The sequence below is a fragment of the Salinispora vitiensis genome (assembly GCF_000378825.1).
GTDB lineage: Bacteria > Actinomycetota > Actinomycetes > Mycobacteriales > Micromonosporaceae > Micromonospora > Micromonospora vitiensis.
On sequence record NZ_KB900388.1, the window covers coordinates 3,463,876 to 3,488,241 of the forward strand.

Genomic DNA, 24,366 nt, shown 5'->3' on the forward strand with positions numbered 1-24,366 from the left:
CTCCCAGCCATCCTGGGAACCGCGGGCCGGCCGGCGGCGTCGAAGGGGCATGACATCGCGCCGCCCCACTCTCCTCGCGGGTACGTTGCTCGCGCTTCTCCTGCTCGCAGGTAGCGTCGCCGCGACCCGGTCACCGGCGCCGAAGACGCCACCGGCCGGACCCGAGTCACCACTACAGCTGGTCTCCTTCGACTCCTGCGCCGATGCGCTGGCCGAGCTGCGCGCCGCGACGGCAGCCGAGGTCGGCCCGTGGGGGCTCGTCGGCGGCGCGCCCCAACAACGGGCCGGGTCGGCATCGGCGTACGCCGCCAGCAAGACGGCCGAGTCGACGCCGGCCGGGGAACACTCGCAAACCAATGCGTACGAGCCCGGCGTTGACGAGCCGGACCTGGTCAAGACCGACGGGAAGCGGATCGTCACCATCAGCCAGGGCGTGCTCCGGGTCGTCGACCCCGCCACCAACCGGTTCACCGGGCGGCTGGACCTCAACGATGGTTCCGAGCAGCGCCACTGGGGCCGGCAGGACCTGCTCCTGTTCGGCGAGCACGCGATGGTCCTCACGCAGGCGATGGTGGTCCTCCCCGCGCTCCGCCCCGGTCACGAGGACAGTGCCACCGCGTCACCCGGATCGAGCCCGCCCGCCGCGACCCAGCTCCACCTAGTCGACCTGAGCGGCCCACCCCGGGTGCTCAGCACGTACGAAATCCACGGTCGCACCCTGGACGCCCGACAGACCGGGAGCACGGCCCGGGTGGTGGTCCAGTCCCACCCGGAGCTGACCTTCCCGGAGCTGCCCGCCAGCACCGACGAGGCGGCCCGAAAGGCGGCCTACCAGGCCGCGGTGACCGCCGCGGGTATCGAGGCGTGGCTACCGGCCTACGAGTGGACAGCTGGAGCGGAGCACGGGAGCGGCCGGGTTGGCTGCGACCGACTGAGCCGCCCGCAGACCGGAACCGGCTCCACCGTGCTGACCGTGCTCAGCTTCGACCTCACCGCCGACCGGCTCACCGACGGCGATCCGGTCGGCGTGGCCGCCGGTGCGGACACCGTCTACAGCACCGGCGACAGCCTCTACCTGGCGGGCCAGCGACAGCTGGCGGCATCGTCCACTCCGGGTCGGTGGCCCGACCAGGTCGGCACGTCGGTCACCGACATCTACCAGTTCGACACCACCACCGGCCGTCCCCGGTACGTCGCCGCCGGCACGGTGCCCGGCCAGCTGATCAACCAGTACGCCCTGTCCCAGTGGCAGGGCCACCTACGCGTCGCCACCACCACCACGGGCCCGCTCGCCACCCCGGACCAGGACACCACCACAGACCAGAACGCCATCACGAGCCAGGACGAGCGCAGCTCGGAGTCCGGCGTGCACGTGCTACGTCGGCAGGGCGGCGTGCTGACCCGGACCGGTGCGGTGACCGGTCTGGGCCCGGGGGAGCGGATCTATTCGGTGCGCTACCTCGGCGACACCGCGTACGTGGTGACGTTCCGGCGGACCGACCCGCTCTACGCGCTCGACCTGAGCGACCACGCGGCCCCCCGGATCACCGGCGAGCTGAAGATCACCGGCTACTCGGCGTACCTACACCCGGTCGCGGACGGCCGGCTGCTCGGTATCGGGCAGGAAGCCGACCTCGACGGACGCACCCAGGGGGTCCAGGTCTCGCTCTTCGATGTCCGGGACCCGGCCCAGCCACTCCAGTTGGATCGCTGGCACCGCCCGGACGCCTGGTCCGCCGCCGAGCACGACCCGCATGCCTTCCGGTACGACCCGAGCACCGGGCTACTCGCTGTCCCGGTCAACGCCGGCCTGCGTCTGTTGCGGGTCGCCGGGGACACCCTCACCGACCAGGGCGAGGTGACCCACCCGGCGGGTGGGCACATCACCCGTTCGCTACTCGTCGGCGACACCCTCTGGACGGTGTCGGACGCGGGCCTGCGGGCCTCCGACCCGACAACCGGTCAGAGCGTGGCCTGGCTTCCCAACAGCTGACGGCCGGACTACCCCGCAGCTGTTCAGCCCCGCTCCGGTGGTGGGACCCGGCCCCTTGGGTTGCCGGGCCCACCACCGTCATCGGCCGAGCGTGTCGCCGGAGCCCTCGGAACCCAGCTCGACGGGCCAGTTGGCGACCAGCTGGTGGATCCGGGCCGCGGCGGCGGCCGGCTCCGCGCCCCCGCCCACCGCGACCCCCACCAGGTAGGCGGCGACCGGCGCGCCGGGTCGCAACACCTGATGCGCCACGTCCCGCGTCAGGTCAAGCACCGCTGGCACCGGCACCCGAGCCGGGTCGAGGCCGAGCTCGGCGCAGACCGCCGTCACCCAGTCGTCCATCGAAGTCATCGCACCCACTCCTCTGCCCGGCGTAGATCCTCGTCGGTGTCACAGTCGAACCATGGCGGGGGGCCATCCCCACGCCACGGCACCTCGCGTACGGCCAGCCCATGCAGCAGAGCCCGCAGGGACGCCCCAGCCAGGGGGCGCTGGGTGACCAGCCGGGTGAACGCGGCCCGCAGTGGGGCGACCCGCCACACCCCGCAGAGCGGCTGCCGCCGCCCGGTGTCGTCGGTAAAACACACCCCGTCAATCCCGCCGGGACCTGCCGCCGGTTGCCCCCCGTCCCGCTCGTCGTCGAGCTGGCCCAGCAGTTCCCGGACCGCATCCCGCGTGAGCAGCGGCAGGTCGGCGGCGAGGAGGGCGAGGAGGTCCACATCGGCGGGTAGCCGGGCCAGCCCGGCCGCGGCAGCGGCAACCGGCCCCCCGCCCGGCGGCGACTCTCGGGTAATCACCACGTCGGCCGGCGCGCCGGCCGCCGGGCCCACCAGGATTCGCGGTGCGGCGTCGGCGACCGCGGCCAGCACCCGGTCCCGCATCGGGCGACCACCGACCGGCCGGGCTGGCTTGTCCACGCCGTCCATCCGTCGGGCCGCGCCCCCGGCCAGCACCACCGCCGCGTACCTACGCACCCGGCTACGGTACCGGCCGAGCCCGGTTGACCCCGTGCCCACCTGCGCGAACAGCGACCCGCCACGGCCGAGACCCGGCCGGCCGGTCAGCGGGCACCCCGCCCGCCCCGCCGGGGGCGGGGACGAACCACGCCGGGCAACGCGATGGCTGGCCACCCGGACAGCCGGGTCGGGGGCACCCCACGCCGAAGCAGGTCGTCCACCAGCAGTGCGAGCGAATAGTCGGGATGCAGGGCGAGTACCCGTTCCAACGCCACCGCCGCCAGCGCCCCCTCCCCGGCCCGCCAGGCCGCGAAGGCCAGCAGCGAACCCGGGGCGGCGATCAGCTCCGGCTCGGCTCGGCGGAGGAGGTCGACCCAGAGCGCGATGTCGGCGTCCCGCCCGTCGGTTCGCTCCCAGGCCAGGTCTCGCACCGTCTGGTCGGTCAGCAGCCAACTCAGCCAGGCCACCTCGTCGTCGTCGAGTCGTCCGCCCCGTCGGTGCCGACGCTGAGCGGCCCGGATCGCGATGCTCCCCGCCGCCCGCACCGACCGCCCAGCCGACCGGTCGACCGCCAGCCCGCCGGACCGGTCGGCCCCGGGTGCCCGGGCTACCAGATCGGCGAAGCGCCGCCCCGCCCGCTGCGCGGCCCGCCGCAGTCGAGCTCGCTCGTCGCCCTCGACCGACGCCACCTGGGCGACGAGCGCCGCCCGGTCAGGCAGCGCGACCTGACCGGCGAGGACCGCGGCGGCGGCCACCTGACTCGTGCTCGAGTCGTACGTGGTGCCGTCGGGCGGACAACACTCCGGCTCCGGGCAGAGGTACGACCAGTAGCGGCCATCGGTGACTCGGAGCGCGTCGAGCACCGCGACCCCGGCCTCGGCCAGGGCCTGCCGGACGGCGTCAACCGCGGGGGTGACCTTGGCGGCGGGCCCGTAGCCGAGCACCGTCGCGCGGTCGGTGTGCTGCTGTGCGACCACTGCCGCCAGATGCCGGGCCGCCGCGGCAGGGCCACCCGGAGTGGCAGGCCCGCCTGGAGTGGCAGCGCCGCCCACCGCGCCAGTGGAGCCCGTCGCGGCGGCGGAGTCGGCCAGGCCCGCGAGGTCTGCCCGCGCGGCGAAGGTGACCCGTGGACCACGCATCCCCACCACGACCACGCTGTCCGCCGGATGAAACCCGAGCAGGTAGGGCACGGCGGCGATCAGGTCCGCGCCGGAGCGTACGGAGAACCGGGGGAGGTCAGTCGAGGCCATTCCGGCAGCCTGTACGCCGCCCCCGACTGCCGTCCGCCCCCTGTGGACGACACGCGGTCTATCCACAGCTACGTTGGGTAGTTGCGCTGGTCATGGCGACTTCTCGGCCTCTGCCGCCCTCGGCCCGCCCCGACCCACTACCGTCCGACCCATGGATCTGGCGTACCTGCGGGCCCACCCGGAGCACCTGCCGACCTTCCGGACCCACCAGCGGATCCGGGAGACGCCGGTCGCTGGCGGCAGTAGCTGCACCACCGCCCGGCTCACCCTCGACGACGGGCATTCGATCTTCGCGAAGACCTGGCCCGAGACGGCCACCGGCGACCAGCCGGGGCACTTCTTCGCCAGCGAAGCGGCCGGGCTGCGCTGGCTACGGGAGGCGGACGCGGTCGCCGTACCGGAGGTGATCGTGGCGCTGCCCAACCTGCTGGCGCTGGAGTGGGTCGAGCCCGGCGAGCCCGACCCGGGGGTGGCCGAGCGGTTCGGCCGGGAACTGGCGGCCCTGCACCGGGCCGGCGCCCCGGCCTTCGGCGCCGACTGGCCGGGCTTCATCGGCACGCTACCGGCGGACAACACCCCGGACGACGGCCCGTGGTCGCGGTGGTTCGTCGAACGCCGGCTCCTGCCGTACCTGCGGATGTCGGTCGACAACGGCGCGCTCGGCCCGACGGAGCGAAAGCTGGTCGAGCAGGTCGTCGACCGGGCCGCCACCCTCGGCGGCGACGAACCGCCGGCCCGGCTGCACGGCGACCTCTGGCCGGGCAACCTGCTCTGGGGCCGCGACGACCGGGCCTGGCTGGTCGATCCGGCAGCGCACGGTGGCCACCGGGAGACCGACCTCGCGCAGCTCGCGCTCTTCGGTGGCGCACCACACCTGGACCGGATCCGCGCCGCCTACGACGAGGCGTGGCCGCTGGCCGACGGCTGGCCGGAGCGGATCCCCCTGCACCAGCTTCACCTGCTGCTGGTGCACACCGCACTCTTCGGTGCGTCCTACCGCGAAGCGGTAGGACGCACCGCCCGGAACGCCCTACTCGGCTCCGGCGCGCTACCGTCGTGAGGTGAACGCCGCCCGACCGACCGCTGGCGTCCTCGCTGACCGGCATGGCCGCGTCGCCCGAAGCCTGCGCGTCTCCCTGACCGACAAGTGCAACCTGCGTTGCACCTACTGCATGCCGGCCGAAGGGCTGCCCTGGCTCGCCGGGCCGCAGCTCCTCGACGACGACGAGGTGGTCCGGTTGATCCGGATCGCGGTGCAGCGGCTCGGGGTCACCGAGGTGCGGTTCACCGGTGGTGAGCCGCTGATCCGGCCCGGCCTGGTCGGCATCGTCGCGGCGGTCGCGGCGCTGGCCCCCCGGCCGCGCATCTCGCTGACCACCAACGGCATCGGGTTGGACCGGCTGGCGCCGGCCCTGCGTACCGCCGGCCTGGACCGGGTGAACGTCTCGCTGGACACCCTCGACCGGGAGCGGTTTGTCCGGCTGACCCGACGGGACCGACTGGCTGCCGTGTTGGCCGGGTTGACCGGTGCGGCCCAGGCCGGGCTGACCCCGGTGAAGATCAATACAGTCCTGATCCGCGGCATCAACGAGGACGAGGCGCCCGCGCTGCTGCGCTTCGCCCTCGACAACCACTACGAGCTGCGCTTCATCGAGCAGATGCCGCTGGATGCCCAGCACGGCTGGGACCGGTCAACCATGGTCACCGCCGACGAGATCCTCGCCCTGCTCCGGGCCGAACACACCCTGGTGCCGGACCCCGCCCACCGGGGCGCGGCACCGGCCGAGACCTGGCTGGTCAACGGCGGCCCAGCCCGGGTCGGCGTGATCGCCAGCGTCACCCGCCCCTTCTGCGGAGAGTGCGACCGCACCCGGCTCACCACCGATGGTCAGGTCCGGGACTGCCTCTTCGCCACCACCGAGTCCGACCTGCGCGGAGCGCTTCGCGCCGGGGCCGACGACGACGAGCTCGCCCGCCGCTGGCAGGCCGCGATGTGGGGTAAACGGGCTGGCCACGGCATCGACGACCCGGGGTTCCTACAACCCGACCGCTCGATGTCCGCGATAGGAGGCTGACATGTCCGACCTGCGGGGTCCGGGGACCGACGCCCGACCCGACCGGACGACCGCCACCCTCACGATCCGCTACTTCGCCGGGGCCCGGGCGGCGGCCGGATGCGCTGAGGAGCACCTGTCCGCCGGCCGGTCGCTGGACGCGGTCCTGACCGACATCGCCGACCGGCACGGCGAGCGGCTCAGCGCGGTACTGGGCGTCGCCAGTTTCCTGGTTGACGGGGTGAACTGGCACGATCGGCGGGCACCGCTGCCCGCGGGCGCCACAATCGACGTTCTGCCCCCCTTCGCGGGTGGCTGAGGGAGGCACATCCTTGTTCGCGGTACTGGGGTTCGTCGCCGCAATGGCCCTCCTCGCCGGCCTGGTCCACCTCTACCTCTGGAAGCGGCTGGTACGCGACACCACCCGACCGGGGCTCCCGCGACGCATCGGCAGTGTCACCATGCTGGTGCTCGCGGTGCTCGTCCCGGCCACGATGGCCGGCACCCGGGTCGGGGTGCACTGGCTCGCCTGGCCGGGCTACCTCTGGCTCGCGATCCTGTTCTACCTGCTGGTCCTGCTGGTGGCCCTGGAGCTACCGATGGCGGTCGCCCGGCTGGTGCTGCGCCGCCGGAGGGCCGCCGCCACGCCCACCGCCCCGGCACCAGAACCCGCCCTGGTGGTGGCCGGCGGGTCGGCGGAGCCGCCGGCCACCGCCCCGCCCGTCGGCGAGCAGCCGGACCACGATCCGTCCCGCCGGTTACTCCTCGCGCGCGGGGCGGCGATCTTCGCCGGGCTCACCGCCACCGGCGTGACCGGCTACGGCATGCGCACCGCCCTCGGCCCACCCCAGCTGGACCGGGTACAGGTCCACCTGGCCCGGTTGCCCCGGAGCATGGACGGCCTCCGCATCGCCACCGTCTCCGACATCCACCTCGGTCCGCTGCTCGGGCGGGCGCACACGGAACGGATCGTGGCCACCATCAACCGGCTGGACGCCGACCTCGTCGCGGTCGTCGGCGATCTGGTGGACGGCTCCGTCGCCGAGCTGGGCGAGGCGGCGGCACCGCTACGTGACCTGCGATCCCGACACGGCAGCTACTTCGTCACCGGTAACCACGAGTACTACGCCGGGGTCGAGGAGTGGGTGCAGGAGGTGGACCGCCTGGGCCTGCGGGTCCTGCAAAACCAGCGGGTGGAGATCACCGCCCGGGGCGGGGCACTCGACCTGGCCGGGGTCAACGACGCCGATGCGGCCGGCACCGGGGTGGCCGGCCCGCCGGACTACGCCGCCGCCCTCGGCGATCGGGACCCGAAGCGGCCGGTGGTACTCCTCGCCCACCAGCCGGTCGCGGCCTTCGAGGCGGCCAAACACGGTGTCGACCTGCAGCTCTCCGGGCACACTCACGGTGGGCAGATGATGCCCTTCAACTATCTGGTGGGACTCGAGCAGCCGGTGGTCTCCGGCCTCGGCGAGGTCAACGGCACCCAGGTGTACGTGACCAACGGCGCCGGCTTCTGGGGGCCCCCGGTCCGGGTCGGCGTCGAGCCACAGGTCACCCTCGTCGAGCTGCGTTCGGAATAGTGCAGCTCACGTGAGCGCGTGGCGGCGCGCGTAGGACGGGGGCTCTGTGGCAGGATGCCTCGTGCCTCCGATCAACGCCGCACCCCCCGGTGGCCTCCCGTCCTTCGTCGCGGACCTGCACATCCACTCGAAGTACTCGCGGGCGTGCAGCCGTGATCTCACCCTGCCGAACCTCGCCTGGTGGGCTCGACGCAAGGGCGTCGCCGTCCTCGGCACCGGCGACTTCACCCACCCCGCCTGGTATGACCACCTCCGGGAGACCCTGCAGCCGGCGGAGCCGGGCCTGTACCGGCTCGCTCCGGAGGCCGAGCGGGAGGTCGCGCGCCAGCTACCGCCACGCCTCGCCGACGGGGCGGAACACACCCCGGCGCGGTTCATGCTCAGCGTCGAGATCTCCACGATCTACAAACGCGACGACCGGACGCGCAAGGTGCACCACTTGGTCTACCTACCGGACCTGGCGGCGGTGGCCCGGTTCAACACGGCGCTCGGGCGGATCGGCAACCTCGGCTCGGACGGCCGGCCGATCCTCGGTCTGGACTCCCGCGACCTGCTGGAGATCACCCTCACGGCGAGCCCGGACGGCTACCTCGTACCGGCGCACATCTGGACGCCGTGGTTCTCCGCCCTCGGCTCCAAGTCCGGCTTCGACGCGATCGCCGACTGCTACGCCGACCTGGCCGAGCACATCTTCGCGGTGGAGACCGGCCTCTCCTCCGACCCGGAGATGAACTGGCGGGTCGGCAGCCTCGACCGCTATCAGCTGGTGTCGAACTCCGACGCCCACTCGCCGCCCGCGCTGGCCCGAGAGGCGACGGTCTTCAGCTCCGCCCGCGACTATTTCGCCATCCGGGAGGCGCTGCGGACCGGCGACGGCCTGGCCGGGACGATCGAGTTCTTCCCGGAAGAGGGGAAATACCACGCGGACGGCCACCGGCTCTGCGGGGTCAACTGGGCGCCGGAGCAGACCCGGGCGGCGGGCGGCCGCTGCCCGGAGTGCGGCAAGCCGCTGACCGTCGGGGTCCTCAACCGGGTGGAGGAGTTGGCCGACCGTCCCGCGGGGCACCGGCCGGCGCACGCCCGGGACGTCACCCACCTGGTGCCACTGGCCGAACTCCTCGGTGAGATCAACATGGTGGGGGCGCGATCCAAGAGGGTCGCGGGCAAGCTCAACGACCTGATCGCCGCGCTCGGCCCGGAGCTGGAGATCCTCACCCGGACGCCGCTCGCGGAGATCGACCGGGTCGGCGGCGAGCTCCTCGCCGAGGGCATCCGCCGGCTTCGTCGGGGTGAGGTCCGCCGGGTGTCGGGCTTCGATGGCGAGTACGGCGTCATCACCCTCTTCGACCCGACCGAACTCCGCCCCGGCGGGGGCACGGCGGCGCAGGAGACGCTCTTCGACGTACCCGCCGTGCCGGCGCCGCGCCGTCCCGCGGAACCGGCCCCGAAGCCGAAGGCCCGTCGCCCGGCGACGAAGCCGGAGCCGAGGCGGGCCAACCCACCCTCGCCACCGATCGCGCCGCCCCCCTCGCCGCACGAGCCCTTCGAGCCGATGCTGTCCGGGATGGAGGAGGTCGGCACCGGTCTACTCGACCGGTTGGACGCGATGCAGCGAGTGGCGGCGTCCGCGCCGGGTGGGCCACTGCTGATCGTGGCTGGTCCGGGCACCGGCAAGACCCGTACGCTGACGCACCGGATCGCGTACCTCTGCGCGGAGCTGAACGTCTTCCCGGAGCGCTGCCTGGCGATCACCTTCACCCGGCGGGCCGCCGAGGAGCTACGGCACCGACTGGACGGGCTGCTCGGTCCGGTCGCCGAGGACGTCACCGTCGGCACGTTCCACTCCGTCGGCCTGCAGCTCCTGCGGGAGAACCATGCGGCCGCCGGCCTGCCGGCGAACTTCCGGATCGCCGACGACGCGGACCGTGCCGCTGCCCGGGCCGAAGCCGGCGACGACGACAACACCTACCTGGCGCTGCTCCGCAAGCAGGACCTGGTCGACCTCGACGAGCTGCTCACCCTGCCGCTGACCCTGCTGCGAGCCGACCGGCGGTTGGCCGACGCCTGTCGCGAACGATGGCAGTGGATCTTCGTTGACGAGTACCAGGACGTTGACGAGGTGCAGTACGAGCTCCTCCGGTTGCTCAGCCCCGCCGACGGGAACCTCTGCGCGATCGGTGACCCGGATCAGGCGATCTACTCCTTCCGGGGCGCCGATGTCCGCTACTTCCTGCGCTTCTCGCAGGACTTCACCGATGCCCGGCTGGTCCGGCTGAACCGCAACTACCGTTCGTCGGCACCGATCCTGGCCGCCGCGGTACAGGCGATCGCCCCCACGTCGCTGGTCCGGGGCCGCCGGCTGGACCCGGCCCGACTCGACCCGGAGGCCCCACTGCTCGGCCGGTACGCGGCCACCTCCGTCGCCGACGAGGCCACCTTCGTCGCCCGTACGGTGGACGAGTTGGTCGGCGGGCTGTCGCACCGCTCGCTGGACTCGGGGCGGATCGACGGCGGCACGACCACCCTCTCATTCTCCGACATCGCGGTGCTCTACCGCACCGACGCGCAGGCCGCGCCGATCGTGGACGCGCTGTCCCGGGCGAACATCCCGGTGCAGAAGCGCTCTCATGACCGGCTCCGCGACCGCCCCGGCGTCGCCGAGATCGCCCGGGAGTTGCGGCACACCGGCGGCGTTGACGGCGGCCTGCCGGCCCGGGTTCGGCTCGCCGGGCAGGTGGTCGCGCAACGGTTCGCCACCCCCACCCTCGACGGCTCGGGCACCGCCGGGCCGACCGACGTACGGGTGGCGGTCGACCTGCTCGCCCCACTGGCCCGGCGCTGCGGCGATGACCTGGACCTGTTCCTGTCCCAGCTGGCGACGGGGGCGGAGGTGGACGCGCTCGACCCACGCGCGCAGGCGGTCACCCTGCTCACTCTGCATGCCGCCAAGGGGCTGGAGTTCCCGGTGGTCTTCCTGGTCGGCGCCGAGGACGGGCTGTTGCCGCTGCGCTGGCCCGGTAGCGAGCCGGACGACGACGCGGTCGCCGAGGAGCGCCGGCTCTTCTTCGTTGGGTTGACCCGCGCGCAGGATCGGCTTTACCTCAGCCACGCCGCCCGGCGCTTCCGGCACGGCACCGAGTACGACTGTCGACCCTCACCGTTCTTGTCCGTAATAGATCCGGGGCTTTTCGAACGCCTCGGGGAACCGGAATCCCGCCGCCCCAAGGACCGCCAGCTCCGCCTGGTCTGAAATCGCGGCCGCTACCCACTACGGTGGCGAAGGCGGCGACACCCCGAGTGTCCAGCCGCTCACACTCCCGCTGGAGGACGCGCATGCCGGACTACGAATCACCGGCCAGCCACGGCACCGAGCCGTTTCCCGCTCGGCGCCGGAAACCGCTGGTCGCGGTACTCGGCATCGTGGTCTTCCTGACCCTCGGGGCCGCGGCGGGTGCCCTCTGGTTCCGCGCCGGGGGCGACGAGGCGCCGGCGGCGTCCGACCCGACCCCCACCGTCACGGCCTCGGTCTCCTCGGCCGGACCCGCCACGTCGGTGGGGCCCGGTGTGGCGGCTCCGGACTCCTCAGCCAACCCCCGCTTCGTCGAGGTCGGCCAGTGCGTCCGCAACAACGGGCCGGCCGGCGGCAAACCCGAGCTGCTGATCACCGAGTGCGGCCCGCAGACGTACGAGGTGCTGCGCCGCGTGGACGGCCCGACGACGGGCGAGAAGGACGCCGCGACGAAATGCGCCTCCGTCGGCGACTACACCAACTGGTTCTTTTTCGACAGTGACCTGGACACTCTTGACTTCGTGCTCTGCCTGAAGCAACGCTGAGCACCGCCGCTCGGCGGACGATAACCAACGAGACACCGAACCAAGCACGTATTTCCACATCTAGGGCTATCTAGCGTGAAGACTAGACAGCCCTAGATGTGACTCGACACCGGGATACACGACACGCCGGTAGCTCCATCTACCGAGGTCTAGCCCCGCTGCTAGACAGCCCGATAGTCTCCGATGCGTGGATCCGATCCGCAATCCCTACGCTCCGGGCGCCGGGCAACGCCCGCCCGAGTTGGCCGGGCGCGGGCGGGAGCTGGACGTCTTCGACATCGTGCTGGAGCGAATCGCGCGCGGCCGTCCCGAGCGCAGCCTGATGCTCACCGGGCTACGCGGGGTGGGCAAGACGGTGCTGCTCAACACGCTCCGGTCGCAGGCCATCAACCGACTCTGGGGCAGCGGCAAGATCGAAATCCGGCCGGACCAGTCGCTGCGCCGCCCGATCTCGGCCGCCCTCCACATGGCCGTACGCGAGCTGGCCCCCCGACACCGCGCTCCAGACCGGATCGACGCCTTCCTCGGCGTCCTGAAGGCCTTCGCGCAACGGTCCGCCCCGAGCGGTCGGGGCGGGACCTCCCCCCGGCTACGGGACCGGTGGCAACCCGGCATCGACGTCCCCGCCGCGAGCGGGCGGGCCGACTCCGGCGACATCGAGATCGACTTGGTGGAGCTGCTGACCGACGCCGCCGCGGTGGCCGCCGACGTCGGCACCGGCATCGCCGTCTTCATCGACGAGATGCAGGACCTCGCCCCGGAAGAGGTCTCCGCGCTCTGCGCCGCCTGCCATGAGCTGTCCCAACTCGGCGCGCCGCTGATCGTGGTCGGTGCCGGCCTGCCGCACCTTCCGGCGGTGCTCAGCGCGGCGAAGTCATACTCCGAACGGCTCTTTCGCTACCAGCGCATCGATCGTCTGGACCGGATCGCCGCCGACCAGGCGCTCTGCGCGCCCGCCGCGCGCGAGGAGATCGAGTACGAGCAGAAGGCGCTCGACCTGCTCTACGAGAAGTCCGGCGGCTACCCCTACTTCGTCCAGGCGTACGGGAAGACGACCTGGGACCACGCTCCCCGCTCACCGATCACCGCCGCCGATGTCCGGGTGGCGGCGCCGGACGCCGAGGCCGAGCTGGCGGTGGGCTTCTTCGGCTCCCGGTTCGAGCGAGCCACTCCGGCCGAACGCGAGTACATGCGGGCGATGGCGACCCTCTCCCTGGTTGACGGTACGGACGTTGGCGCCCCGGATGACATGGACGCGGCCGTGCCGACCGCCGAGATCGCCCGCGCGCTGGGGCGCAAGCCCGCAAGCCTCTCCCCAGCTCGGGATGCGCTGATCAAAAAGGGTCTCATCTACTCCGGCGAACGCGGCACGGTGGCGTTCACGGTGCCCCACTTCGGCCGCTACCTCCGCACCCAGCCGGCGTAGCCCGGTCGGGTCAGCCGGCTCAGCTCGGTCGGTCAGCCGGCTCAGCTCGGTCGGCTCACACCTTCAACCACGGCGGCGGAAAGATCACCTCGCCGGGAGCGGGCGGTCCGGTGCCGCCGCCGACCGACGGCAACACCCGGGCCTGCCAGGGCTCACCGAGCCCGGACCAGGGGCTGGTGAGGCCGAGCCGGTCGGCCCGACCGAACCCGAACCGCCGGTAGAAGGCCGGATCACCCAAGACCACCACGAGGCGCTCACCCAGCTCGGCGGCGGCGTCCAAGGCCGCCTGCACCACCGCGCTGCCCAGCCCGATGCGCTGCCGGTGCGGGGCGACCGCCACCGGCCCGAGGGCGAGCGCGGCCACCTCGTCACGGTCGGAGCGAACCCGCACCCGGGTGAGCAGCGCGTAGCCGACGACCTCACCCCCGTACTCGGCCACCATGGCCAGCGCCGGCAGCCACTCCGCGCTGCCGCGCAGCTCGTCGACGAGGCCGACCTCCGGCGGGGTGGTTACGTCGGGACGGGCGAACGCGCTGGCGAGGACCCGCCGCACCGCACCGGCATCTGCCGGCTCCTCGGGCCGTAGTCGCATGGTGGTCACGCCGGGGACGTTACCCCGCCCGCGCCGGACGGTCCGGGACAGTCCGGCGATTCGGCGTGGCAGGCCGCGTCAACCGATCCAGATCGGTCAGTTGCCGGGGTGGCGGCGGATCCGACAGGGTATGACTGACCCATGACACCCGTGCGCTCCCTCGCCCGAGTAATGCTGAGTGGCATCCTCGTGGTCGAGGGGGCCCGCAGCCTCGCCGCCCCGGGTCGGCTCGCCCCCGCCGCCACGCCGATGGCCAACCAAGTCGCGCCCCTGCTGCGACGAGCTATTCCCGGCGTCCCCACCGATACCGAGACCCTGATCCGCGCCAATGGAGCGGTACAGTTCGGGGCCGGCCTACTGCTCGCCACCGGACGGCTCACCCGACCGGCTGCCTTGGTTCTGGCCGGCACTCTGGTACCCGGTACTATCGCCGGGCATCCGTTCTGGACTGACACGGATCCGGAGCAGCGGGTAAACAACCAACTCCATTTCCTGAAAAACCTTGGCCTATTCGGTGGGCTCTTGCTGGCCGCCGCGGACACCGCCGGGAAACCGGGACTACGCTGGCGGGCCGGTCAGCGGCTCGGCTACTCCCAGCGTTGGGCGACGCGAGCTGTTCGTACCGCCCGCCGACAGGCTCGGACCGCCGTACGATCGGCAGCGACGGCTCGACGCTTCCCTGGCTGACCTGCGTCGATCCTCCTCCCGTCGCACTCCGTCGGAGCAAACAGCGAATCCGGCGTACCGACCGCCCGGTGTTAACCCCGGTGGAAATGTCAAAAACCAGTGTGGGATCGGACACGGTCATAGCACGCAGGAGGCAAAAACGTGAGGGACCGTTCTAGGCTCCGTACCGGACCAGGACGGCTAGGACGATATTGGTACGGGGGTGGCCACTCAATGCCGACGACTCTCCGTCGGCGGGCACGCCGCCTCGCCCCGGTTCGCCGTGTCCTGCGGGGGCTCGACCGTAGGACCGTCATCCGGATCGGAATCGTGGCCGTCGTCGCGTACGCCGCCTGGCTCGCTGTCGGCGCGTTCGGGCGACCGTACAACTTCTTCGACATGAAGATCTACCACGGTGCGGCGGTGTGGTGGGCGAACGGCCACGAGCTGTACGAGTTCATCGCGCCCGACACGACCCTCGGGTTCACCTACCCGCCCTTCGCCGGGCTCGCCATGCTCCCGATGGCGCATCTTCCGGTCGGGCTGGCCGGGTTGGTGAACGCGGTGGCGAGCGTCGCCGCGCTGGCCGTGGTCCTCACCGCGTTACTCCGCCCGATCGCCGACCGGCTCAACTATCCCCTGTGGTACGCGGTGGCGCTCGCGACGGTGCTCGCCACCGCCCTCGAGCCGTCCCGGGAGACCCTCGGCTACGGGCAGGTCAATCTGCTGCTGTTCGCACTGGTCATGGCCGACCTGGTCGGTCTGCGCTGGCGATCCCGTCGAGGCACCCACGTCGCGCCCTCCGACGGGCCGCTGCTGCGCTTCTTCTACAGCGGCGCCTGGGCGGGCGTCGGGATCGGCCTCGCCACCGCGGTGAAGCTGACCCCCGCGCTCTTCATCGCCTACCTCATGATCACCCGCCAGTGGCGGGTGGCGACCACCGCCGTGGGCACGGTGCTGACCGTGACGATCGGGTCGTTCGCCATCGTCGGCCCCGAGTCCCGGGCCTACTTCGGTGGGGTGCTCTGGCAGACCGAGCGGGTCGGTGCCGCCGACATGACCCCCAACCAGTCGCTCGCCGGCCTGCTCGCCCGCCTCCACGACTCGATCGAGACCCCGGGGCTGCTCTGGTTCACGTTCGCGATCCTGCTGCTCGCGCTCGGTCTGTCCCGGGCCGCCAACGCCCGGGCAGACGGCGACGAGCTGACGGCATTCACCCTGGTCGGGCTCACCACCAGTGTGATCAGCCCGATCTCCTGGACCCACCACCTCGTCTGGGTGATCCCCGCGATCATCGTGCTCGCCGACGCCGCCGTCCGCCGCCGGGACGCCAGCCGGGCGCTGGCTGCCCGGGCCGGTGTGGAGGACCTACCCGGAGTGAACGGTCTGCGCCCCCCGATCTGGTACCCGACGCTGACCGGGCTCCGGCACGCGGTCGCCGCCGTGGCCCTCTATCTCCTCTTCCTCGTCTCGCCGATCTGGCCGTACGAGCACCAGCTGCCCGAGGTGTCGCACTATCAGGACGGTCTCTTCGGCGCCCTGATGGAAAATTCGCTGGCCCTGGCACTGATCGTGCTGGTCACCGCGCTGCCCTGGCGCCCCGGTGCCGAACCGGCCTTCTACGGCGAGCGTCCGGGCCGGTCGGTCGTCCCGCTGGCCAGCCGCCGCTGACCGACCGCCCCGCGGTCCCACGCGGACGGCGTCAGGGGCAGTTCACCCACTCCTCGGTGCCGTCCGCGAACACCTGCCGCTTCCAGATCGGCAGCCGCGCCTTCACCTCGTCAACCAATCGGGCACAGGCGGCGAAGGCGGCGGCTCGGTGTGCGGTGCTGACCGCCGCCACCAGCGCCGCGTCGCCGATCTCCAGCGGACCGACCCGGTGCGAGACGGCGACCGCGTACACCTCGGGGTCGTCGGCGATCTCGGCAGCGACCTCGCGCAGCACCCGCTCGGCGCTCGGGTGCCCCTCGTAGGTCAGCGCGACCACCGCCCGGCCGTGGTCATGGTCCCGGACGACGCCCTGGAAGGACACCACCGCGCCCGCGGCCCGGTCCGCCACCGCGCCCTCGTGTGCGGCCAGATCCAGCGGTCGCTCGGTCACCTCGCCGAACGCCACGGTCGGGGCGGTCACGACCCGCGCTCCCCGGGCAGCAACGGCAGCGGCACGACCGACACCCGGTCGCCCGGCTCGCCGGACGCGCCGGGGTGGATCACCGCGAACCCGTCGGCTCCGGCCAGGCCGCGCAGCATCGCCGAGCCGACGTGCCGGAGCGGATGGGCGGTGCCGGTGACTCGATCCAGCCGGACCAGCGCCAGGTGGGTGAAGGCGCCCCGCCCCGGGATCGGTTCGGCGAGCACCGCCTGCGGCAACTCCGGCATCGGCCGGCCGGCGAGGCCGGCCAGCAACGGTGCGACCAGCGACGCCAGGGCGATAATCGCCGACTGTGGGTTACCGGGCAGCCCGGCGACGAAGCGCACCCGGCCGTCGGTGCCGACCACCCGGGCCAGCAGCATCGGGAAGCCGGGCCGGACGGCGACGGTGTTGACCACGTACTCCGCCCCCAACGCCTCGAGGGCGGGGTGCAGGTGGTCCACCGGGCCGTGCATGGTGCCGCCGGTCGTACAGACCAGGTCGGCGTGGGTGAGCGCATCGCTGAGTGCCGCCACGTGCGCCGAGAGGGTGTCCGCCACCGGCCCGACCACGTCGGTGGGGCGCACCGCACACCCGTACCGGCGCAGCCACGCCGGCACGGCGGGACCGAGTGCGTCCCGGACCCGCCCCGCCCCGGGCGGTCCGGCCGTCAACAGTTCATCCCCGAAGACCAGCAACGCCGCGCGGGGCTGCCGCCGTACGCGCAGGGTGTCGTGTCCGCAGGAGGCGGCCAACCCGATCACCGCCGGGTCCACGGGCGTGCCGGCCGGGCACAGCTCCTCACCGGCGGCGGCCTCCTCCCCCGGCAGCCGCCACTCGGGCGACGGACGCGGGGTGCCGGCCACCAACCCGTCCGGGGTACGGCTCGACTCCTCCACCCGCAGCACGGCGGCGGCGCCGTCGGGAACCATCGCACCGGTGGCGATCTCGACGGTGGTGCCGTCCTCGGTCAGCGGCGCCGGGACCCCGCCGGCTAGGACCCGACCCACGATCCGCCACGGGCCGGCGCCTCGCACCGCCCAGCCGTCCACGCTGGTCGTGCGAAACGCCGGTAGCGGGGTCCGGGTGGCCAACGGCTCGGCCAGGGTGTGCCCGTCGAGGTCAACGAGCGGCCGACTCACCACCGGCAGCGCGGCAGCTCGACCGACCGCGTACACCCGGGTACGCGCCTCCTCCCAGCCCGCGGGTGGGGGCGGCGGAGCGACGGGGTCGACGGCTGCGGCTTCCATGCTCACCCGACGAGAGTATCGGGGCAGCCACGTGCCCGTTGGTTCGCGAACCGATCAGTGGTCCCCGCCACGGAGCTGGTCAACAGCGTGGGCGAGGATCGGTCCGAGCACGGCCAGCCCGTCGCGGGCGCCCCCGGTCGAGCCGGGGAGGTTCACCACCAGCGTCCGGCCCAGCACACCGGCGACTCCCCGGGACAGCACCGCGGTGGGCACGCGGTCCCGGCTGTACGCCCGGATGGCCTCCGCGATGCCCGGGATCTCGTGGTCGAGCAGCGCCCGGGTCACCTCCGGGGTGCGGTCCGTCGGGTTGATGCCGGTGCCGCCACTGGTCAGCACGACATCCACCCCCTCGGCGGCGGCGGCGCTCAGCGCCGCGCCGACCGGGTCACCGTCCGGGACCACGATGACCGGCTCGTCCACCGCGCAGCCCAACTCCCGCAGGCCGGCGGCGAGCAGCGGGCCGCTGGTGTCCCGGTAGACACCGGCGGAGGCCCGGTTGGAGGCGACGACCACCCGCGCCCGGATCACGGCCGGTCCTCGGGGCGGACCCACTCACCGGTCGCCCCGCCCTCCTTGCGCAGGACCCGGACCGCGTCCACCGTGGCCGCTGGGTCGACCGCCTTGACCATGTCGATGAGGGCCAGGCCGGCGACCGCGACGGCGGTGAGCGCCTCCATCTCGACGCCGGTGCGGTCGGCCGTCCGGGCGGTCGCGGTGATCTCGACGGTGTCGTCGGTGAGGGTCAGGTCAACGGCGACCCCGTGCAGGGCGATCGGGTGGCAGAGCGGAATCAGGTCCGGGGTCCGCTTCGCACCCATGATCCCGGCGAGCCGGCCGACGGCGAGCGCATCCCCCTTGGGTAGCCCATCGCGGCGCAGGAGGTCGACGACCTCGCGAGTGGTCCGGAGCCGACCGGCGGCGACGGCCAGCCGCCCGGTCACCGCCTTGGCGGAGACGTCAACCATGCGGGCGGCGCCGGCCGCGTCAACGTGGGTGAGCTGCGCGGAATCCGTCACGACGGCGAGTCTAGCCACCGCTGCGCCGGGCCCGAGCCGCCGGTTGGGTGCGATCACCCACGCCGCACCGGCTGGTCAGGCCCGGCTACGTGCACTCGATCCTCCGCTCGCGGACAGGGACGGACCGCTGGAGTACGGTCAGGCCGCCGTTGCGGTGGGCCGTTCCTCGGACCGGCGGCGGCCCGTGGCGGCCAGGACAAGGATCATGAGTCCGATGGCCAGCGCTCCGCCGATACGTTCGGTGGCAGGTCGGGCCGCCACCCAGTAGTAGGCTGGGTAGCTCGGCCGGACGGGTTCCGGGTCGCCGAAGGCGTAGCCGGCCAACGTCTCGTACAGGCCGATGGTGGGATCGGCGGCGAACCCCAGCGCGGTGACGCCGAGCGCGAGCACGGTAAGCCGGCGCGGCAGCGTGCGGCCTCGGAGGCGGTAGCTGGCGAAGCCGGTGAGGAGCCAGCCGATGACCGCGCCGGCAAGCCCACCCACCAGGATCGCCGCTGGTTCCCAGTCGGGCCGGACCGGGTGGATGCCCACGTGCACGATTGTGCCGGTGCCGCCCGAGCGGAAGGTATCCCCGACTGCTTCAAGTTCCAGATTACCCCGGGTGGCCTGGACCGAATAGACGGGGCTTGCCGGTCGGCCCCTCACCGCCTGGTTGGTGGACTCCCGGACGGTTCCAAGTGTCCAGCCGTCGGCCCGAAGTCGCGCCTGCGCGGCCGCCAAAGTCCAGTTCGGCAGCGCTTGTTCCAGGGCGAAGACGTACACCCGGGGGTGAGGTTCCCCCCGATCAGCTATGCGGGTCACGTCCGGCGCGTTCATGGGCACACCCGCTACGGTTTCCGCCGTCTGCAGGGCTTCGGTGTCCGACGGCAGCGCCGCACCCGTCTGCCAAGCCAGCCAGGAACCCACGCCCGCTCCCACGGCTCCGAGGACCACGGCCGACAACACGGCCGACAGCACCGCCGTGCGGCCGATCGGCAGTCGGAACCACTGCCGCACCGCCCCGCGCAGCACATCCACCACGTCGGCGCGGGCAGGCACCCTACGGCCCGGCTCAGCGGAGTCCAGCAGCATCGTGAGGATCTCCTCGCCGTGGCTACGGCGATAACCGACCGGATACGCCCACAGCAGCCGCCGGTACCAGCGTTCCAGCTGGACCTGCGCCGGCAACTCCCGCGCGACCTCCCCCGGGGCGGTCACGCGGGAGCCCCGAGCGGGCCAGCCATGAGTCCGAGGGCCAGGTTCGGTCGCGCCTGGAGCCGGGTCTCCGCCACCTCCGCGTGCTTGCGCAGGCGCCGGGCCCGCTCGGCGAGCCGGCCGGCCCCCGCGTCGGTGAGTCGGTAGTAGCGACGTAGCCGCCCGTCAACGACCTCCTGGCGATCGACCGCGATGAGTTCCTGCTCCACCAGGCGGTCGAGGGCTCCGTAGAGGGTGCCGGCCCGCAGCTTCACCGTCCCCTCGGAGATATCGGCGACCTCCTGGGTCACCCCGTAGCCGTGTTTGGGCCCCGTCGCCAACGCGGTGAGGATCAGAAATGTCGGCTCCTGCATCGGTGTCATACCGCCAGACTACGGTCGACGGTATATACCGTCAATGTGAGTTGTAAAAAGCTCCGGCCGGCTACCGCCCGCGGTCGTTCCCAGCCCGCCTGACCCGGCGCCGCCGATCTGCAAAACTGACCGCGTGACCAGCGCCGTTCCGGGCGTACGCCGCGGGTGGCCCGCCGTCGACAACGCCGCCGGTGGCCTCGCCGTCGACCTGGCCCTCTACGCCGTTTCGGCCGGATTCGCCGCAGTCACCACCCTGACCTCCACCCTCGCCCCGCACCGCGCGTGGGGCAGCGTCGCCACCGCCGGCTACCTCGTCGCTGCCGTCGCCGCCACCGCCCAGCTGCTGATCTGGCGGCGCCGCCCCGGCTCCCCGCTGACCGGGCTCGCCACCCGCTGGGCGGTCGCCGGGCTCGCCGCCACCACCACCGTGCTGCTGCCGGTGCTCTGGCAGAGCACCGAACGGGCCTTCGGGCGTCCCGACCGGGCGCAGGAGGAGGTCATCGTCATCGAGGACTCCGGGCGGCGGCTGATCGAGACCGGTACCCCCTACCTCAGCCGCGAGGCGATCGCCGCCCTGCCCATCAGCGAGCAGCTGTTCGGCTACACCCCGTACCAACCGGCAATGGCCCTGTTCGGGGTGCCCCGCGCCATCGTCGACACCGCGTTGACCGACGCCCGGGTGTGGTTCGCGCTCGCCACCGTCGCCATCCTCGCACTCGCCGGGCGCACACTCTGGCGGTCCGGCGCCCGCGAGGCGCACCGGCCCGGCGACGGCATCCTGCGTGGCGTACAGGCCGCCGCGATCCTGCCGTTCAGCGCGCTCACCCTCGCCACCGGCGGCGACGACCTGCCCGTTCTCGCACTCTGCCTGCTCGCACTCACCCTCGCCGCCGCGGGTAAACCGGGCCGGGCCGGAGCGGCCGTGGGGTTGGCCGCCGCCCTGAAACTCTTCGCCTGGCCGGTCGCGGTGGTCTTGGCCATCTGGGGTGCCACCCGACGGTCCGGCCGGCGGGTCCTCACCGGCGCCCTGGGGCTGCCGGTCATCGCCCTGCTGCCCGTCCTGCTGATCGACCCCGACGCGTTGGTCGAGAACGTGCTCCGCTTCCCGCTCGGCCAAGGCCTGGTCACCAGCCCGGCCCAGTCCCCGCTCCCGGGCCACCTGATCTCCACCGGGCTGCCCGCCGGGCGGCTACTCACCGGCGGGCTGCTGCTCGCCGTCGGGCTGGCCTTCGCCCTGCGGCTCACCCGCCGCCCCCCGCGTACGGCCGCCGCCGCGTCGCTCATCTGCGGGTACGGGCTCCTCGTCGCGCTCCTGCTCATGCCCGCCAGCCGGTTCGGCTACCTGCTCTACCCGCTGGCCTTCCTGATCTGGACCCCCGCACTCGCCGGTCGGAATCCAGCAACCCGCCCCGGAACCGGCCATCCGGGCGTACACCTGAGAGGTGACCACCTTTCGTGACCGCGGCGACGCGGGTCGGGCGCTCGCCGATCGGCTCACCGCGCTCGTCGGTGAACCCGATGTCATCGTGCTTGCCCTGGTCCGCGGCGGAGTGCCGGTGGCCGAGGTGATCGCCCGCCGACTCGAGGCCCCACTCGATGTGATCACCGTCCGCAAGCTCGGCCTTCCCGGTGCGCCCGAGGTCGCGTTCGGCGCGATCGGTCCCGGCGGGGCCCAGGTGCTCAACGAACGGATCGCCGGCCGGCTGAGCCCAACGGAGATCGCCGAGGTCGACCGTCAGGAGCGGGCCGAACTGGATCGCCGGGAGCGGCTCTACCGGGCCGACCGTCCGCCGCTGGACCTCACCGACCGCACCGCCCTGATCGTGGACGACGGCCTCGCCACCGGCGCCACCGCCCGCGCCGCGGTCCAGGTCGCCCGCCACCTCGGTGCCCGACGGGTGGTGGCGGCTGCCCCGGTCGGCTCGCAGGAGGCGTACGAGTTGCTCTCGGCCGAGGCCGACCAGGTTGTCTGTCCGCGGCACCCGGCCGAATTCACCGCGGTCAGCGCCTACTACGACGACTTCCACGAGGTCTCCGACGACGAAGTCACCGCCACGTTGACCGCAACCGCCTAGGTCAACCAGGTACGGTCGGTGGATGAGCCTCACCTGTCCCAAGTGTCACGGCGAGATGCGCCAGTACGAGCGCAGTGGCGTCGTCATCGATCAGTGCGGAGAGTGCCGGGGGATCTTCCTCGACCGCGGCGAGTTGGAGAAGCTGTTCGAGGCGGAGGCTAACTGGAACCGGCAGCAGGCCGCTCCGCCACCCGCCCAGCCCAGCCAGCCCGGCGGCTACCCGCCGCCCCCGCCGCCGCAGCAGCCCGGCTACGGCACCGTGCCGCCCCCACCACCGCCCGCGCACGGCTACCCCCCGGCTCCGGCCCCGGCCTACGGCGGCCACGGTCAGCACTACGGTTACCACGGGCACTACCGGCGGAAGCGGCACAAGGGCTTCCTGGGCGACCTGCTCGGCTGAACGCCGGTACGGCGCGTCCGGAAGGACCCCACCGCGGCTGCGCGGGCCGGGATCCTTCCGGACACCGCGCGGTCCTGCGGGGCGCTGCGCGGCCCTTCCAGGCGCTGGGCGGTCATTCGGGACACCGCGCGGTCAACCGCCTGGGCGCACCCGATCGCCCGGTCCACTCACACGATCGCCATGTCCACGAAGCGCGACAGGTGGAGCTGCGCGGCCACCGTCACCGTGTCGGTCGGCCCGTTCCGGTGCTTGGCCACGACGAAGTCCGCCTCCCCGGCCCGCGGCGACTCCTTGTCGTAGTAGTCGTCGCGGTGCAGCAGGATGACGACGTCGGCGTCCTGCTCGATGGAGCCGGATTCCCGCAGGTCGGAGAGCTGGGGCCGTTTGTCGGTCCGCTGCTCTGGGCCACGGTTCAGCTGGCTGACCGCGATGACCGGGCACTCGACCTCCTTCGCGAGGAGCTTGAGGCCACGGGACAGGTCGGCGACCTCCTGCTGCCGGCTCTCCGTACGCTTCGGCGAGGTCATCAGCTGGAGGTAGTCGACGACGATGAGCTTCAGGTCGTGTCGCTGTTTGAGACGTCGCGCCTTGGCCCGGATCTCCATCAGGTTCATGCTCGGCGTGTCGTCCACGAAGAGCGGCGCCTCACTGATCTCGCCCATGCAGCGGGCGAGCTTCGTCCAGTCGTCGTCGGAGAGCTGACCGCTGCGCAGCACGTGCAGGGGTACCCGGGCCTCGGCCGAGAGCAGTCGCATCACGATCTCGACCTTGCTCATTTCCAGCGAGAAGATCGCCGCAGCCTGGTTAGCGCGAATCGCGGCGTTCCGCGCGAAGTCCATGCTCGCCGTGGACTTTCCCAGGCCGGGCCGCCCGGCGACGATGATGAGCTGGCCCGCCTGCAGCCCGTTGAGAAGGCGGTCGAGGTCGGTGAAGCCGGTGGGAACGCCGGTCATCATGCCGTGCTGGGCGCCAACCGCCTCGATCTCGTCGAGCGTGGGCTGGAGCATGTCGGCGAGGATGGCGAAGTCCTCGCTGACCCGCCGCTCGGTGACGTCGTAGACGGCCTGCTGGGCGAGGTCAACGACGTCATCCACGTCCCGGCTGCCGCTGGCGGCGGTGCCGAAGCCGAGCTGCACGATCCGGGTGCCGGCCTCGACCAGCCGCCGGAGCACGGCCCGCTCGCTGACGATCCGGGCGTAGTAGGCGGCGTTGGCCGCGGTGGGCACGCTGGCGATCAGGGTGTGCAGGTACGGTGCGCCCCCGATCCGGACTAGGTCGCCGGAGTCGGCCAGGGCCGCCGCGACCGTGATCGAGTCGGCGGGCTCGCCCCGGCCGTAAATCTCGAGAATCGTGTCGAAGACGGTGGCGTGGACGGGCCGGTAGAAGTCGTTGCTCTTGAGAATCTCGACCACGTCGGCGATCGCGTCCTTGGAGAGGAGCATCCCGCCCAGCACACACTGCTCGGCGGCGATGTCCTGCGGTGGGGTCTTCTCGAACTGGCCGTCCCGCTGCACCGGCACCGTCGTCGGCCCGCCAGCACGCGGTTCGGCTGGCATCTCGTCGGCGACCGACACGGCTCCCCCTTCACACCGTCAG

At 72.6% G+C, this 24,366-nt stretch carries 24 protein-coding genes; 13 read left to right on the forward strand and 11 right to left on the reverse strand.

Going from position 1 to position 24,366, the window contains the following annotated elements:
- Nucleotides 1–49 precede the first annotated feature (49 nt).
- Entirely contained in the window at nt 50–1,993 is a 1,944-nt protein-coding gene (locus tag SALPAC2_RS0116375) for a beta-propeller domain-containing protein (protein ID WP_018217721.1), read from the forward strand.
- Nucleotides 1,994–2,071: 78 nt separating this feature from the next.
- Here SALPAC2_RS0116375 and SALPAC2_RS0116380 read toward each other — a convergent pair whose 3' ends face one another.
- Genes SALPAC2_RS0116380 through SALPAC2_RS0116390 form a run of 3 tightly spaced genes read right to left on the reverse strand, consistent with a single transcriptional unit; the run spans nt 2,072 to nt 4,196 of the window.
- Nucleotides 2,072–2,341: a DUF6457 domain-containing protein gene (locus SALPAC2_RS0116380; protein WP_018217722.1), complete on the reverse strand. Its 270-nt coding sequence runs from the start codon at nt 2,339–2,341 to the stop codon at nt 2,072–2,074.
- Nucleotides 2,338–3,120 (reverse strand): molybdenum cofactor guanylyltransferase, encoded by a 783-nt coding sequence (gene mobA / locus SALPAC2_RS24980; protein WP_018217723.1) that lies wholly within the window; start codon nt 3,118–3,120, stop codon nt 2,338–2,340. The genes SALPAC2_RS0116380 and mobA overlap by 4 nt, the downstream gene beginning before the upstream one ends.
- Entirely contained in the window at nt 3,051–4,196 is a 1,146-nt protein-coding gene (locus SALPAC2_RS0116390; RefSeq protein ID WP_018217724.1) for a DUF4192 domain-containing protein, read from the reverse strand. The genes mobA and SALPAC2_RS0116390 overlap by 70 nt, the downstream gene beginning before the upstream one ends.
- Before the next feature lie 151 nt (nt 4,197–4,347).
- Here SALPAC2_RS0116390 and SALPAC2_RS0116395 point away from each other — a divergent pair, with 151 nt between their 5' ends.
- From SALPAC2_RS0116395 to SALPAC2_RS0116425, 7 genes are all read left to right on the forward strand, one after another.
- Nucleotides 4,348–5,256 carry a fructosamine kinase family protein gene (locus SALPAC2_RS0116395; protein ID WP_018217725.1) on the forward strand — a complete coding sequence of 303 codons (909 nt, stop codon included), beginning with the start codon at nt 4,348–4,350 and terminating at the stop codon, nt 5,254–5,256.
- A gap of 1 nt (nt 5,257) precedes the next feature.
- Nucleotides 5,258–6,271 (forward strand): GTP 3',8-cyclase MoaA, encoded by a 1,014-nt coding sequence (gene moaA / locus SALPAC2_RS0116400; protein WP_018217726.1) that lies wholly within the window; start codon nt 5,258–5,260, stop codon nt 6,269–6,271.
- Between the two features lies 1 nt (nt 6,272).
- Nucleotides 6,273–6,569, forward strand: a complete 297-nt coding sequence (locus tag SALPAC2_RS0116405; protein ID WP_018217727.1) for a MoaD/ThiS family protein — start codon at nt 6,273–6,275, stop codon at nt 6,567–6,569.
- Nucleotides 6,570–6,582: 13 nt separating this feature from the next.
- A complete protein-coding gene (locus SALPAC2_RS0116410) occupies nt 6,583–7,833 on the forward strand; it encodes a metallophosphoesterase (protein WP_018217728.1) in 1,251 nt (416 codons plus the stop codon).
- A gap of 61 nt (nt 7,834–7,894) precedes the next feature.
- Complete coding sequence (locus SALPAC2_RS0116415; protein WP_018217729.1) at nt 7,895–11,083, forward strand: UvrD-helicase domain-containing protein; 3,189 nt, start codon at nt 7,895–7,897, stop codon at nt 11,081–11,083.
- Nucleotides 11,084–11,166: 83 nt separating this feature from the next.
- On the forward strand, nt 11,167–11,667 hold the full coding sequence (locus tag SALPAC2_RS0116420; RefSeq protein WP_018217730.1) for an LppU/SCO3897 family protein: 501 nt from the start codon (nt 11,167–11,169) through the stop codon (nt 11,665–11,667).
- Nucleotides 11,668–11,854: 187 nt separating this feature from the next.
- Complete coding sequence (locus SALPAC2_RS0116425; protein WP_018217731.1) at nt 11,855–13,093, forward strand: ATP-binding protein; 1,239 nt, start codon at nt 11,855–11,857, stop codon at nt 13,091–13,093.
- Nucleotides 13,094–13,148: 55 nt separating this feature from the next.
- On the opposite strand, the gene SALPAC2_RS0116430 is transcribed toward SALPAC2_RS0116425, so the two are convergent.
- Nucleotides 13,149–13,685: a GNAT family N-acetyltransferase gene (locus SALPAC2_RS0116430; protein ID WP_033661841.1), complete on the reverse strand. Its 537-nt coding sequence runs from the start codon at nt 13,683–13,685 to the stop codon at nt 13,149–13,151.
- 141 nt (nt 13,686–13,826) lie between these two features.
- Here SALPAC2_RS0116430 and SALPAC2_RS0116435 point away from each other — a divergent pair, with 141 nt between their 5' ends.
- A complete protein-coding gene (locus tag SALPAC2_RS0116435; RefSeq protein ID WP_026184799.1) occupies nt 13,827–14,372 on the forward strand; it encodes a DoxX family protein in 546 nt (181 codons plus the stop codon).
- Nucleotides 14,373–14,585: 213 nt separating this feature from the next.
- Complete coding sequence (locus tag SALPAC2_RS0116440; RefSeq protein ID WP_018217734.1) at nt 14,586–16,022, forward strand: glycosyltransferase 87 family protein; 1,437 nt, start codon at nt 14,586–14,588, stop codon at nt 16,020–16,022.
- Between the two features lie 31 nt (nt 16,023–16,053).
- Here the strand turns inward: SALPAC2_RS0116440 and SALPAC2_RS0116445 are convergent, their stop codons facing one another.
- The 6 genes from SALPAC2_RS0116445 to SALPAC2_RS0116470 all read right to left on the reverse strand — a co-directional run bounded on the left by SALPAC2_RS0116445 (nt 16,054) and on the right by SALPAC2_RS0116470 (nt 20,295).
- Nucleotides 16,054–16,482: a molybdenum cofactor biosynthesis protein MoaE gene (locus SALPAC2_RS0116445; RefSeq protein ID WP_018217735.1), complete on the reverse strand. Its 429-nt coding sequence runs from the start codon at nt 16,480–16,482 to the stop codon at nt 16,054–16,056.
- Nucleotides 16,479–17,732: a molybdopterin molybdotransferase MoeA gene (locus tag SALPAC2_RS0116450; protein ID WP_026184800.1), complete on the reverse strand. Its 1,254-nt coding sequence runs from the start codon at nt 17,730–17,732 to the stop codon at nt 16,479–16,481. The genes SALPAC2_RS0116445 and SALPAC2_RS0116450 overlap by 4 nt, the downstream gene beginning before the upstream one ends.
- Before the next feature lie 54 nt (nt 17,733–17,786).
- Nucleotides 17,787–18,260, reverse strand: a complete 474-nt coding sequence (locus tag SALPAC2_RS0116455; RefSeq protein WP_018727676.1) for a MogA/MoaB family molybdenum cofactor biosynthesis protein — start codon at nt 18,258–18,260, stop codon at nt 17,787–17,789.
- The gene (moaC, locus tag SALPAC2_RS0116460; protein ID WP_018217738.1) at nt 18,257–18,748 is read right to left on the reverse strand and encodes a cyclic pyranopterin monophosphate synthase MoaC; all 492 of its coding nucleotides are present in this window, start codon (nt 18,746–18,748) and stop codon (nt 18,257–18,259) included. The genes SALPAC2_RS0116455 and moaC overlap by 4 nt, the downstream gene beginning before the upstream one ends.
- 138 nt (nt 18,749–18,886) lie before the next feature.
- The gene (locus tag SALPAC2_RS0116465) at nt 18,887–19,945 is read right to left on the reverse strand and encodes a hypothetical protein (protein ID WP_018217739.1); all 1,059 of its coding nucleotides are present in this window, start codon (nt 19,943–19,945) and stop codon (nt 18,887–18,889) included.
- Nucleotides 19,942–20,295 (reverse strand): PadR family transcriptional regulator, encoded by a 354-nt coding sequence (locus SALPAC2_RS0116470; RefSeq protein WP_018217740.1) that lies wholly within the window; start codon nt 20,293–20,295, stop codon nt 19,942–19,944. Before SALPAC2_RS0116470 ends, SALPAC2_RS0116465 begins: the two co-directional genes overlap by 4 nt.
- A 133-nt stretch (nt 20,296–20,428) precedes the next feature.
- On the opposite strand from SALPAC2_RS0116470, the gene SALPAC2_RS0116475 reads away from it, so the two are divergent.
- The 3 genes from SALPAC2_RS0116475 to SALPAC2_RS0116485 are packed head-to-tail and all read left to right on the forward strand — an operon-like array spanning nt 20,429 to nt 22,770.
- On the forward strand, nt 20,429–21,754 hold the full coding sequence (locus tag SALPAC2_RS0116475) for a glycosyltransferase 87 family protein (protein WP_018217741.1): 1,326 nt from the start codon (nt 20,429–20,431) through the stop codon (nt 21,752–21,754).
- Nucleotides 21,738–22,370, forward strand: a complete 633-nt coding sequence (locus SALPAC2_RS0116480; RefSeq protein ID WP_018217742.1) for a phosphoribosyltransferase — start codon at nt 21,738–21,740, stop codon at nt 22,368–22,370. The genes SALPAC2_RS0116475 and SALPAC2_RS0116480 overlap by 17 nt, the downstream gene beginning before the upstream one ends.
- Before the next feature lie 22 nt (nt 22,371–22,392).
- The gene (locus SALPAC2_RS0116485) at nt 22,393–22,770 is read left to right on the forward strand and encodes a TFIIB-type zinc ribbon-containing protein (protein WP_026184801.1); all 378 of its coding nucleotides are present in this window, start codon (nt 22,393–22,395) and stop codon (nt 22,768–22,770) included.
- A 167-nt stretch (nt 22,771–22,937) separates the two neighbouring features.
- On the opposite strand, the gene dnaB is transcribed toward SALPAC2_RS0116485, so the two are convergent.
- A complete protein-coding gene (gene dnaB, locus SALPAC2_RS0116490) occupies nt 22,938–24,344 on the reverse strand; it encodes a replicative DNA helicase (RefSeq protein WP_018217744.1) in 1,407 nt (468 codons plus the stop codon).
- Nucleotides 24,345–24,366 lie beyond the last annotated feature (22 nt).